Here is a 13,502-nt window from a genome sequence, read left to right as displayed (position 1 = left end):
TTTCCGCACACTTTTTGTGCAGCTTAAGAATAAGGGATATCCATGTCTATTCAGTTTACTCAAGGCCGGTTAAAGCCGCTTGCCCTTGCTGTGGCAGTTGGTAGCGCAATAGTTTGCCAATCCGCAGCTGCACAAGAGCTGGCATTTTCACTACCCGAACAATCACTTGCAACCTCCGTTGCAGAAATTAGCCGCCAAGGCCAAATTCAACTGCTGTACGATAAAAGCCAGCTAAATGGCTTACGTGCGCCTGCACTTTCTGGTAACTACTCCCCACAAACCGCATTACAAAAAATACTTATCGGTAGCGGGTTAGAGCTTGTCAGTGAAAATGGCGTTTTCGTTATTCGTCAGCAAAATTTAAACCAAGGCACATTGGTTTTACCTGAAACCCAAGTCTCAGGCGTGGTACAAAATCACCCTGCAACCGATGTGATGTCAGCACCACAGTATGTTACCGCCGAAGAGATCAGCCAAAAAAATACGGGGGATGGCAACATTACTGACCTGATGAAAACCAACCCTGCGGTACAATTTGCCAACAACGATAGCAACTCCATGAACCAAGGGGAAATTAAACCTTCCCGCGTCTCAATCCACGGTTCGAGCAGCTACCAAAATGCCTATCGCCTTGATGGCGTCAGTTTTAATAATGACTTTGACCCTGCCGATAGCGGTTTAGGGGAAACCTCAACCCGCTTAAGTAGCAGCGACCAAGGGATTTACATCGATAGCCGCCTGATTGACAGCATGACGGTGTACGATAACAACATTCCTGTTGAATTTGGTGGGTTTACGGGGGGAACCGTTGAAGTGAATAGCCGCCGCTGGCAAGGAGAAAACAGCGCCCATGCCTATTACCGCTTAACACGTTCGGGTTGGAACAACTTATTCCACGATTCAACCCAAGGCATTGATACTACTAAAAATGACACATCAAACCCCGCGCGTTTCCAAAATCGCTACGATAAAAATGACTTTGGTGGCTGGTTTGAATTAGGTGTTAGCGAAAATTCAGGGTTAGTTTTCTCAGCCTCACGCCGCAGTTCGACCATTCCGATGACAGTCACGGGGGGTGAAGCCTTTGTGCTAGAGAATAACCAAGTTGAGCCAATCACCACTGATTCGGGTAAGAAAAATCAGCGCCGTACTTCGGATAACTACTTTTTAAAATATTCATTAGATTTATCCGATAAGAGCTCATTAGATTTGTCCGCTAATTACGCCAACTATGATAGCCGCCTTTTTTCGTCTTCAATCAGTAACTCAGGCTATGATTCAACGCACAATGGCTTAGGTTTTACCGCGGTATTTAAACATCAGCTTGATTTAGGGCAGTTGGAAGTCACCGCGAATACCCAAGATTTAAAAGATGATCGAAAAAATGACCAGAAATACTCCCTAACGATCAGGGCATTCGACAAGAATTGGAATATGATTGAACGCAATAGCGGAGGTCTTGGCGACTTAGAATCCAAGCAAAAAACTCATGGACTAAAAACCGTGATGCGGTTTAATTCCCAAGAGGATGCACTTGGATTAACACACCAACCCACACTCGGTGCTGAGGTAAATTACACCAAAGGAACCTACGTTCGTGATCAAGACTATTTCCGTTACACCTACACTGGTGACATCATTAATAATGACTTATACGATGGTTACTTAAGCAATGTCACTCGGTTTAAAAAAGGCTCATATTCAGCGGATTATACTAATTACGCCATCTTCCTTGATGATAGCATTCAATATGGCAAATTAAATTTGCGTCCAGGGGTGCGTTTGGATCGCGATGATTTTGTCAACCGTACCAATATCGCTCCACGTTTAAGTGGAACTTATGATGTCTTCGGTGATGGTGCAACTCAATTGATAGCAGGGGCTAACCGTTATTATGGACGCTCAATGCTCACTTATGCATTATACGGTGCACAAAATGATGGAATGCAAAATTGCTTGGGCTATGGCAAAGATTTCGCATGTTCGCTTAACCCTGATAACAACAATTGGGATAATAAAAAAGATTATGAGGGTATTGATTCACTAAAAACCCCCTATAACGATGAGCTCACCTTAGCACTGCAACAAGAGATCCTTTCGACTACATGGCGCTTGCAATACGTACACCGTGAAGGGTATGACGAAGTCAGAACTCGTACCAAGTATGACACCCGCGATGCCGATAAACGCAGTATTCGTATGTATGACAATGGTGGACGAAGCTCTCACGATACCGTCACTTTATCCGTGAAAAATAGCCAACCATGGGAATGGGCGGATGCTTCTCATGTCATGAATGCGTCTTTCACATGGCAGCAAACAGAAAGTAATACACCAAAAGATGCAGGCTACAACTCTTTCGATCCCGCCAATAAAGTGAACCTGAATAAAGTCTGGTATGACGGTAAAGTTATTGATGCCTCAAAACTACCTTCAACCAGCTTTAACTCTCCAATCAAGTTAAACCTCGAACTTACCAGTGTATGGGATGAATACGACGTTACTTGGTATAACCGCCTTCAATGGTGGGGAGCTCGCAGTCAAGCCGTTCGTTATGACAACTCTTATTATAGCGACCCTGAAGTGGGCCAATTACGCAAATACACCAAGCAAAACTTTGCCAGCAAATACACATGGGATACCCGCCTAGGCTGGAAACCAGACTTTGCCCATGGCTTTGGTTTCTCGGTTGAGGTGAACAATATCTTGAATAATAAAAATATTGCTGACCGCTTTATGTTCGAAGACCGCGTGTTGAAGTCTTACGACCCGGGCCGTCAGTTCTGGTTACAAGTGAATTACGACCTGTAATACCCGTACGCCTGTCGGCAATGTGAGCCATTAAAACAACAAATGAATAAGACGTCATGAAGACATTGAAACAATTTTTCTATTTAGTAAAACCTTTTTGGGGGCAGCGTGCTGCCCTTTTGTGCTGGATTTTGCTTTTTGCCTCGCTGGGGCTAACGCTGTCATCTGTATGGTTCAACGTCAAAATGAACATGTGGAATGGCGACTTTTATAACGCGCTGCAAAAGCTTGATGGCCAAGCACTATATGGCTTATTGCAGTACTTTGTTATCTTAGTCAGCGGGTTAATCTTTGTAGTGGTGATGGGGAATTACCTCAAACAAATGTTGATTATCCGTTGGCGCAAAGGCATGACTGAGCAAGTCCTTGGCCGTTGGTTATCCCCTAACAGCAAACATTACCTATTAAGACTTACCGCCCAAGAGCCCGACAATCCCGATCAACGTATCGCCGAAGACATCCGTTTGTTGATTGAATCGACCCTCAACTTGGTCGTGACATTCCTGCACTCAATGTTAACGCTCGTTTCATTCGCAGCTATTTTATGGACACTCTCCGGTAGCCTGTCATTTAACTTTGCGGATAGTGATTGGACTATCCCCGGTTATATGTTCTGGGCTTGTATCATTTACACTCTAATTGGTATAGCCCTCACCCAGTGGATTGGTTTTCCACTGCGCCGTTTACACATGGACAAACAGCGCCGTGAAGCAGATTACCGTAGCTCGCTCATTAACTGCCGCCAACACGGTGACGCCATCGCAGGGCAGCGCGGTGAAAACCAAGACAGAAAAGAGTTAATGGGGCGTTTTGGTGAAATCATTACTAACTGGAACCGCCTGATCCGCTGTGAGCGGAATTTATCTTTTTACACCGTGGGTTACCAACAAGTGACTGCATTAGCGCCTGTTCTATTAGCCTTGCCTAAATTCCTTGCTGGGGAAATTATGTTAGGTGGATTAATGCAATTACGCCAAGCGTTCACTAGCGTTGCCACCTCTTTAGGTTGGTTTATTTTCGCCTATAAAGAAATTGCGGCATGGCAAGCTACTGTCTCCCGTTTATATAACTTCGTGGTGTTATTGGAAAACGACAATAAAGCACAAGTCACCGTTGATGAACAACATGCGCCGTTAACTGCCAAAATTAGCGTATCAACGGCAGATAACCGCCTACTGGTTGAAGATGTTAATTTCACGGCCAAACAAGGGGAACTGACATTAATTTCAGGGCGCTCTGGGATTGGCAAATCGACTTTACTGCGTACACTCAGTGGGCACTGGCCATTCTTTAGCGGCACGATTTCACGCACAGAGCACGTCATGTGGGTCCCACAACGCTTGTATTTACCTGTCAGCCGCTTAGATAACTTATTAGCTTACCCGCAAGCTACCAGCCAATTTAGCCAACACGATTTTCAGTATGCGCTGACCTTGGTGGGGTTAGAAAAACTGCATCATCAACTCGCTTTAGAAACAGACTGGAACAACCGCCTATCTGGTGGTGAACAGCAACGCATCATGTTTGCACGTCTGCTACTAAACCGCCCGAAACTGTTGTTGCTTGACGAAACCACATCAGCGCTGGATGAAAACAGCGCATTGGAATTGCTCGCACTGTTAAAAGCGGAATTGCACGATAGCGCGATAGTCCTCGTCAGCCACCAAAGCTTTGTCGCGCAATTTGCAGAACAAAAAATTCACCTTTCAGAGTCTGCCCGTACTGACTCTTTAATGACAGGAACACCAGAATATGCTTCGTAAAATCACTTTTGTTACTTGCATCAGTTTAGTGTTGGGCGGCTGTGCAGGTCATGTTGCCAGCAGCCAAAATGCTCAAGCTTTACTGCCTGTGCGTAGCGACCTACAACATTATCAGTTAGATAACGGCCTGCAAGTTTACCTCTTACAACGTAGTCAGCCGGGTGTTGAACTGCGTTTATTGGTGAGCAGCGGCTCATTGCAAGAAAATGAACAGCAACTTGGCCTCGCTCACTTTACTGAGCACATGGCGTTTAAAGGCACTAAACATTTTCCCGGAACAACAGGCTTTAAACAGCTGGAACAACAAGGCTTGAAACTGGGTAGCCACGTCAATGCCATCACCAGTTTAAATTCCACTCTGTATAAGTTGTCGTTACCTGATGCAACCCCAAAACAAGTGGAAACTGGCTTGCAAGTGATGGCGGATTGGGCCTCGAATATGACGTTCGACCAAGACGCATTTGAAAAAGAACGCCCTGTGATTGTCGAAGAGTGGCGCTTACGCCAAGGGATGGGCTATCGCATTAATGATAGCCTTGAAAAACTACGTTACCACGGCAGCCGTTATGCAGAACGTAATCCAATTGGCTCCCTCGATGTCGTACGCCAAGCCCCGATTGAGCAAGCAAAAAATTACTATCAAACATGGTACCAGCCACAGCGCATGACCTTGTTAGTAATTGGTGACTTTAATCGTTCTTCAGTTCGCAATCAGGTCAATAGTTTATTTGCCTTGCCTAAACCTGAAAAAGTGGCGGAAGACAACCCACAATGGAAGCAATTTACTAATTCCACCAATATGTTAGTTCAAGGGGTGTTTGATAAAGAACAAGGTGCACGTTATGTTCAATTCGCATTGCAAAAGGATGTTAGCGCACCACTGAATACCCGCTTAGGGCAGCAAGAAGACTTATTAGACAGTTTATGGCTCGCCATTTTAAACCAACGCTTCACGGTGATGGTGGATAACGGTGTTCTGCCGTCGATCAGCATCAATGAGCAAGGGGCAATGCTGGATAACCAACGTTTACAACAACTAATGATTATCCATCCGAAAGGCAATGACTATGCTGGTGCCACGCAAATTCTGTTTACGGAATTACAGCGGTTAGCCACTGAGCCTGTGACCCAAGAAGAGCTCGATAGCGCAAAACAAGCGATGTTGAAAAAGCTCAGCTTACAAGCCGCCTCTGAGCAGCGTTACAGCAATGATTATCTGGCAGGGCAACTAACGACCGCCCTTGAGTATGACATGCCAATGTGGAATAAACGCCAGCAATTGGATGGTAGTTATCAATTAATTAATGGAATAAAACCACAAGCGTTACAGCAACATGTGGCCAAATTCCTGCAAGTGGCCTCCCCACGCTTAGCACTGATTGGCCCAGATACCGATGCTTCAACCGTGGATAAATCCACATTTAATACCCAATGGCTCAACGCTCGTCAAAGCTCACCGGGGCCATTTACCTTACGCTCAAAAGCGATTACCTTGCAACTGCCTGAAGTGACAAAAGGCACTATTGTTGAACAAGCCAAATTGCCCGTTGATAAAACTGAGCAATGGACGTTGAGTAATGGTATCAAAGTGATTGTCAAAACGGATAAAAATCTTAAGGATGATATTCAGTTTAACCTTCAATTACCAGGCGGCCGTTCCTTAGAAACCCAACAAACCGCAGGTTTAACCGACTGGGCGCTGAAACTACCTGAAAGCAGCGGCTACGGCAATTACAGTGCGCGTGATTTAGCGCTGCTCGCAAAACAGAACCAAATATCGCTTCGCCCTTACAGTGAGTTACTGACTCACGGTTTTCGCGGTAAAACCCCTGCCGATAACCTCGAAACGGCATTACAGCTGCTGAATTTAAAGCTCACGGCACCGCAATTTAGTGGGGAAAAACTCGAGCAACAAAAGCAGTCTTTCGCGTTAAATTTATCGAAAACCCCGGTAGAGCGAACGTTCCTCGATAATATTAATCAGGAAAACTACACCCACGGTGAATTTTTAGTCATTAACCCACAAGGTGGCTGGAACCAATTCACCGCGCAGCAATTACAACAAGCCAACCGCCAGTTACTCACCTCAACGACGGATATGACGTTAGTGATTACGGGGGCAATGAGCAGCAAAGACCTTAAGCCACTACTGGAAAAATGGGTTGCTTCACTGCCTTATAGCGACCAAAAGTTGGTCTCGCGCGACCAAGGCATTATGCCAAAAATGGCGAGCTTCAATAAAACCTACCCAATCAGTAGCAGTGATAAAAGCATGGTAAGCATTCAATTTGCGGCGCCTGCGGTTTGGTCGCAACAAGATCAACTGGCACTGCAATTGATTGATACCCTTGTTAGCCAACGCTTACGCAGCGAGTTACGCGAAAAAGCCAGCGGAATTTATGCCCTCGGTTTTTCGCAGATGTTAGCGAAAAAACCACAGCCTTATTATCTTGCTCGCTTGAATTTCACCACCTCCCCTGAGCGTGCACAGGAAATGACGACTATCGCGCAAAAAACCATTGCGCAAATTCGCCAATCAGGAGTGAGTGAAAAAGAGTTAACGGAGGCTAAAAATATTTGGTTAACGGAGAATTCGCAAGTGACTGACAGTGCGAGCTATTGGACAGAAGCACTGGCACAAATCGCTTCAGATGATGGCCAATATCAACGCTTAAACCAAGAGCAAGCCATTGTGCGACAGCTCACAGTTGAAGATATAAACCGTTTGGCTCGTCAATATTTAGGGCAAAACAGCAAAGTATTTATGATGACGCCTTAGTATGAGTAAAATGAGTCCGTAAAATACAACGGGCTCATTTTTTTATTGTTTGCCATACTCTTATATGAACGAAATTTATGATTAATTTCTGACAAAGAATCTTCGTATATTATTAATTACTCGATTGAACACATGTGAAATTATTTTCTTTAAACTGACTTCCTTCAATAACTCTTCCGTAGTTACATTTTCTTTAGGTTCCAATAACTCTGCTTTACTTGTATCACTGAGTTTTTCATCTCCCTTCAATTCATTTATTCTATCTATTAAATGGGTAGTTATGAAATCATTAATCTTTTTAGCAATATTTTCATGGGTGTAATTTGATATTTTTCGCACTAAATCAGATGAATATTTTTCAATATTTTCAATGGGCTCTTTTTTAAAATCATCTCTAATTGCCATTTTAAATTCATTGAACTTACGCGGTGTAATATCTTGTAATCCAAATACAGAATTTACAGCATACCAAAATCGGCTTATCGGACTTTTATTTTCTCTAATATACAATTCATGCTCATCCAAATATTTATTAATAATCTTATTTATTTTTTCACAAACCAATTTATTATCGTATTTTTTTAATATTTCCTGTGCATTGAACATTTCTCTTTCAAAGAGTTCAGGGGTTTTACTTGACTTTAACTCATTAAATTTCGCCTTAATCTTAGATTCAATCAAATTTAATGAGCGAACCGAAATCTCGTTAAAGACCACTTTAATTTTAATCGCTTCCTCTATTGTATGACTCGCAAGAATTTTTTGAAACTCAGGTTCTTTTTCACTTGATTTCAATTGGTTTGATTTATTTTTATTCGGTAATAATTCATTGATAAAATCATTTATTTTCTCACTAACTGCGCCCTTCTTCTGTTCAACAGTCGCGCCTTCACAATGCTTCATATTTTCTATAACTTCATCATTTTTAGCACCATTCTCTGTTGGCGTATTTTTTTTTATTGAATTATTAGATAAATCGTCACTATGTGACTTTCGTTCAGTGACTTTATCAAGAATATTTTCTTTTTGCTCAGTTTGTATTTTTTTAGCAGGAAGTGACTGTTCAGGAGGTGAAGAAAAATAATTTGTACTAGCTTTCATACCCAGATTAAAATACTTATCTATTTTACGTATAGACTCGTCATTAGCTCCTTTTTTCAACAGCCAATTTTTATTTATAGTATCCATGTCACCATTTTTTTTTATTTTTTTGATTTTATCCACTATTACATAACTAAACCCCTCGAAAGCTTTTGGTTTATTTTTTATTTTAACTATCATATCTTCTAATGAAAGAGATGCATATTTTTGTATTTTTTCATTTGATACTTTAAACACTGGCATATTTTTTCCTCTATATTTTCATTTAAAACTCTCCCCATAAAAATCATATAGAAGCTTACTAGTTTTCGATATCAGATAGCGATTCCCTTATCGCTTTTTAAAGCCTGTCAGTAAAATGTAATGTGACTACTTGATTTCTATCACCTTATTGAGTTGACAGAACATAGCTTTAATGTGATTAATAATCATCTAAAAAATGATAACAAGAGAAAATCATGAGCGATGTAATCGTACGCAGAGCAACAATGGCAGATATCCCCGCCATCACACAAATCCACGCAGACTATTCGGCTTACGCCAATACATTACAACTGCCATACCCAACAGAAAAAACATGGGAAGCGCGCCTTGGGGCGAATGATCCGCTTGTAACGCAGTTTGTCGCCACCATTGATAATATCGTTGTCGGGTTATTGGTTATTAGCCAACCCAGCCAAGTTCGCCGTCGCCATGTGGCCACTTTTGGCATCACGGTTAGCGAAGCACACCAAGGGAAAGGCATTGGCTCAAAACTGATGCAAGTGATGGTGGATTACTGCGATAACTGGTTGAATGTGCGCCGCATTGAGCTCGAAGTGTTTGCCGCAAATGGTAGCGGTGTTGGGCTATATGAAAAATTTGGCTTTGTGCAAGAAGGCCGGATGCGAGACTACGCCTTTCGTGATGGGCAATACGTTGATGCCGTGATGATGAGCCGAATAAGAAGTTAGTCCTAAAATTCGCCCTATTCATTGCGAGTGGCTTGGAGCTATCTTAAACTAATAAATATTCTGTGCATCTATAATTTGAGATAATAAATAAAATGCAAAATCATTTATCTAAGCCATTAAATCAAACACTTCCTCATAAGAGTCCAGTTGCTTTAGTTAAATCGGCACCTGAATCGGAATGGAAAGAAATACATAAAATCGCCATTGATGCATTCAATGAATTCGAAGAGCAAGAGGGTCTATTTACCGATGATGGTGAGTATGGAGTAATTTGATGCCGCAATATGCCGTATACCGTAACAAGTCCATTAAGTCTAAAGAACAATACCCTTATATTATTGATATCCAAAATAACTTACTTGATGACTATCATTCACGAGTAATTATGCCTATTGCTCCGCTATCACAAAAAAATGCACAAATAAAAGTCTTATCACCAATAATCACAATTCACGGTATCCATCATGTAATTATTACAAAATCAATTACAACCGTTTCTAAAAATAAACTCAAACCAAACGACCTTGTTTGTATTATACCAAGCATTCATACCAAAATTATTTCTGCTGTTGATATGATCCTTTCAGGTATCTAGTCGCTATTTAAGCAAAAAAATGCCACGCAATACGTGGCATTTAGAGAACGCTTTTTATCGAATCAAACGATTATTTATCGCCTAACAGAACAGAATCCAGTGCGATTTCAATCATTTCATTAAATGTGGTTTGGCGCTCATCAGACGTGGTTTGTTCGCCAGTTTTGATATGGTCAGATACGGTACAAATTGCCAGTGCACGCGCACCGTATTCCGCAGCAACACCATAGATACCCGCCGCTTCCATTTCAACACCTAAGATGCCGTATTTTTCCATCACTTTGAACATGTCTGGATCTGGTGTGTAGAACAGGTCAGCAGAGAACAGGTTACCCACACGGACGTTAACTTTTCTTGCTTTTGCCGCTTCAACCGCGTTATGAACTAAGTCATAGTCTGCGATTGCCGCGAAATCTTGGTCTTTGAAACGCAGGCGGTTAACTTTAGAGTCTGTACAAGCACCCATACCGATAACAACATCACGCAGTTTCACATCATCCATCACTGCGCCACATGAACCTACACGAATAATCACTTTCACACCGAAATCGGTGATCAATTCTTTTGCGTAGATTGAGCAAGAAGGGATACCCATACCGTGACCCATAACAGAAATTTTACGACCTTTATAAGTCCCTGTAAAACCTAACATGCCACGAACATTGTTCACTTGGCGGACATCTTGCAAGAAAGTTTCTGCGATGTATTTTGCACGTAATGGGTCGCCTGGCATCAGAACGACATCAGCGAAATCACCCATTTCTGCATTAATATGTGGAGTTGCCATGATTATTTCCCTTTAAACGATAAAATATTTTTAAAATGAATAAGGTGGTTTCCCACCTTATTCATAAACGTAATTTTTGCTCTTAAAGCATTGGTTTACCATACTCCATCGGCGACAAATCAAAATACTTAGCGACTGTCTGACCAATATCTGCGAATGTTTCGCGGTGGCCTAATGAACCTGGTTTAACTTTTGGCCCATATACGAGAACAGGGATGTGTTCACGTGTATGGTCTGTACCCGGCCAAGTTGGGTCACAGCCATGGTCAGCGGTTAAAATCAGAATGTCATCTTCTTTAACCAGTTTCATTAATTCAGGTAAACGGCGGTCAAATAACTCAAGTGCGGCGGCATAACCTGCAACATCGCGACGGTGACCATATGAAGAGTCAAAATCAACAAAGTTAGTGAACACGATAGTGTTATCACCAGCCAGCTTCATTTCTTCAATTGTTGCATCGAATAAAGCATCTAAACCCGTTGCTTTAATTTTCTTCGTGATACCAACGTGCGCATAAATATCTGCAATTTTACCGACAGAAACAACTTCACCTTGTTTCTCTTCCACTAATTTTTTCAGTACCGTTGGTGCTGGTGGCTCAACCGCTAAGTCGTGGCGATTACCAGTACGCGAGAAGTTGCCTGCTTTGTCACCCACAAATGGACGCGCAATAACACGGCCGATGTTATAACCACCTTTGGTTAACTCTTCACGGGCGATTTCGCACAGCTCATACAGTTTGTCTAAACCATAGGTTTCTTCGTGGCACGCAATTTGGAACACGGAGTCAGCGGAGGTATAGAAAATCGGTTTCCCAGTTTTCATATGCTCTTCACCCAGTTGGTCGAGAATGACTGTACCTGATGAGTGGCAGTTACCTAAGTAGCCCGGCAGATTCGCTTTTTCAACTAAGGTATCCAGCAATTCTTGTGGGAAGCTATTTTCTTCATTGGAGAAATAACCCCAATCGAATAACACAGGCACACCTGCGATTTCCCAGTGACCTGATGGGGTATCTTTACCGGAAGAAATCTCGCTCGCATAACCATATGCACCGATAATTTCTGCATTAGGATCAAGACCCGCAGGGAATGAACCGCTTGATTCTTCTCCTGCTTTACCTAAACCTAATTTTGTTAAATTAGGTAAATGCAGAGGCCCTTTACGACCAATGTCCGCTTCGCCGCGTGCGCAAGCATCTGCAATGTGACCCAACGTATTTGAGCCTTCATCACCAAATTTATGTGCATCGTGTGCAGCGCCGATCCCAAAGGAATCCAAAACCATAATAAATGTGCGTTTCATATTTTTCTCCTGCGGTATTTATTAGAACGATATACCACTAAAATCTATGTGTATTACTCGCTGATTTGGCGATAAACCATCGGCGTTTGCTCAGGGGAATTTTCACCAATAACCATGGCTGCGCGCACTTCTTTTGCCGCTTCTTCCCATGCTTTTTCACTGTTCGCATGGATAATTGCCAATGGTGTTTGTGTATCCACTTTCGCGCCTAACGCTGCGATATCACTCAAACCAACACTGTAGTCAATTGGGTCTGTGGCTTTGCGACGACCGCCACCTAATGTCACAACGGACATGCCCAATGCACGCGTATCCATTTGCGTGATAATACCGTCTTTCGGTGCATAAACAGCTTTGCTCAGCACGGCGGTTGGCAGGTATTTGTCATAATTTTCAACAAAGTCTGCTGGGCCTTTTTGTGCAGCAACCATACGACCAAACACTTCGGCTGCTTTACCGTTATCCAGTACCGCTTGCAGTTTTTGACGTGCTTCTTCACGGGTAGCCGCGAGTGAGCCTGAAACCAACATTTCCACACAAAGTGCCATCGTCACTTCATACAGACGTGGGTTACGGTATTCGCCAGTTAAGAATTGCACTGCTTCGCGTACTTCAACCGCATTACCCGCACTGGATGCCAGCACTTCGTTCATGTCGGTTAACAATGCCGTCGTTTTACAACCTGCGCCGTTTGCCACTTTAACGATTGACTCTGCCAGCTCTTCTGATTTCTCATAGGTTGGCATAAATGCGCCAGAGCCGACTTTCACATCCATGACCAAGGCATCAAGGCCTTCAGCCAGTTTTTTACCTAAGATAGATGCCGTGATCAGCGGAATCGAGTCAACTGTTGCAGTAATATCACGGGTTGCGTAAAAACGTTTATCTGCAGGTGCTAATGAATTGGTTTGCCCAATAATCGCCACACCCACATCTTTAATAATGTCGCGGAAACGAACATCATCAGGGAAAATGTCGAAATTAGGAATAGCTTCCAGCTTATCCAGCGTACCACCTGTATGACCCAGACCACGGCCTGAAATCATTGGAACATAACCGCCGCACGCCGCCACCATTGGGCCAAGCATCAAGGAAGTCACATCACCGACACCACCTGTAGAGTGTTTATCCACTAATGGGCCATTGAGGTTGAGCGATTTCCAATTCAGAACCGTTCCTGAATCACGCATTGCCAGCGTCAACGCGACACGCTCAGGCATCGTCATATCGTTAAAATAGATGGTCATTGCTAATGCAGCAATTTGACCTTCCGAAACAGAGTTATCACGAACACCATTGATAAAGAAGCGAATTTCCTCTTCGCTTAATGGTTTGCCATCGCGTTTTTTACGAATAATTTCTTGTGCCAGAAACACGATATACTCCTTTAAAGTCGAATTTATCGGC

General features: G+C 42.9%; 10 protein-coding genes. 6 read left to right on the top strand and 4 right to left on the bottom strand.

Annotation, left to right across the window (positions count from 1 at the left end):
* The first annotated feature begins 42 nt into the window (after positions 1-42).
* Genes AC4IFT_RS03210 through AC4IFT_RS03200 form a run of 3 tightly spaced genes read left to right on the top strand, consistent with a single transcriptional unit; the run spans position 43 to position 7,353 of the window.
* Positions 43-2,811, top strand: a complete 2,769-nt coding sequence (locus tag AC4IFT_RS03210; RefSeq protein WP_273804494.1) for a secretin and TonB N-terminal domain-containing protein — start codon at positions 43-45, stop codon at positions 2,809-2,811.
* Between the two features lie 56 nt (positions 2,812-2,867).
* Entirely contained in the window at positions 2,868-4,574 is a 1,707-nt protein-coding gene (locus AC4IFT_RS03205; protein WP_219245651.1) for an ABC transporter ATP-binding protein/permease, read from the top strand.
* The gene (locus AC4IFT_RS03200; RefSeq protein WP_490750616.1) at positions 4,564-7,353 is read left to right on the top strand and encodes a M16 family metallopeptidase; all 2,790 of its coding nucleotides are present in this window, start codon (positions 4,564-4,566) and stop codon (positions 7,351-7,353) included. Before AC4IFT_RS03205 ends, AC4IFT_RS03200 begins: the two co-directional genes overlap by 11 nt.
* Positions 7,354-7,434: 81 nt before the next feature.
* On the opposite strand, the gene AC4IFT_RS03195 is transcribed toward AC4IFT_RS03200, so the two are convergent.
* Entirely contained in the window at positions 7,435-8,697 is a 1,263-nt protein-coding gene (locus AC4IFT_RS03195; protein ID WP_490750615.1) for a hypothetical protein, read from the bottom strand.
* Positions 8,698-8,912: 215 nt separating this feature from the next.
* On the opposite strand from AC4IFT_RS03195, the gene AC4IFT_RS03190 reads away from it, so the two are divergent.
* The 3 genes from AC4IFT_RS03190 to AC4IFT_RS03180 all read left to right on the top strand — a co-directional run bounded on the left by AC4IFT_RS03190 (position 8,913) and on the right by AC4IFT_RS03180 (position 10,002).
* A complete protein-coding gene (locus AC4IFT_RS03190; protein ID WP_273804489.1) occupies positions 8,913-9,407 on the top strand; it encodes a GNAT family N-acetyltransferase in 495 nt (164 codons plus the stop codon).
* 92 nt (positions 9,408-9,499) lie between these two features.
* Entirely contained in the window at positions 9,500-9,682 is a 183-nt protein-coding gene (locus tag AC4IFT_RS03185; protein WP_273804488.1) for a type II toxin-antitoxin system CcdA family antitoxin, read from the top strand.
* A complete protein-coding gene (locus tag AC4IFT_RS03180; protein WP_273804487.1) occupies positions 9,682-10,002 on the top strand; it encodes a CcdB family protein in 321 nt (106 codons plus the stop codon). The genes AC4IFT_RS03185 and AC4IFT_RS03180 overlap by 1 nt, the downstream gene beginning before the upstream one ends.
* A gap of 70 nt (positions 10,003-10,072) precedes the next feature.
* Here the strand turns inward: AC4IFT_RS03180 and deoD are convergent, their stop codons facing one another.
* The 3 genes from deoD to deoA all read right to left on the bottom strand — a co-directional run bounded on the left by deoD (position 10,073) and on the right by deoA (position 13,471).
* A complete protein-coding gene (deoD, locus tag AC4IFT_RS03175) occupies positions 10,073-10,789 on the bottom strand; it encodes a purine-nucleoside phosphorylase (RefSeq protein WP_206084491.1) in 717 nt (238 codons plus the stop codon).
* Between the two features lie 82 nt (positions 10,790-10,871).
* Positions 10,872-12,095 (bottom strand): phosphopentomutase, encoded by a 1,224-nt coding sequence (gene deoB, locus AC4IFT_RS03170; RefSeq protein WP_490731584.1) that lies wholly within the window; start codon positions 12,093-12,095, stop codon positions 10,872-10,874.
* Between the two features lie 53 nt (positions 12,096-12,148).
* A complete protein-coding gene (gene deoA / locus AC4IFT_RS03165) occupies positions 12,149-13,471 on the bottom strand; it encodes a thymidine phosphorylase (RefSeq protein ID WP_219245644.1) in 1,323 nt (440 codons plus the stop codon).
* Positions 13,472-13,502: the final 31 nt, after the last annotated feature.

Source organism: Providencia sp. UF-183, from assembly GCF_058246155.1.
Note: the sequence above shows the minus strand (reverse complement) of the source record. Positions and strands in the feature narration are given on the sequence as shown.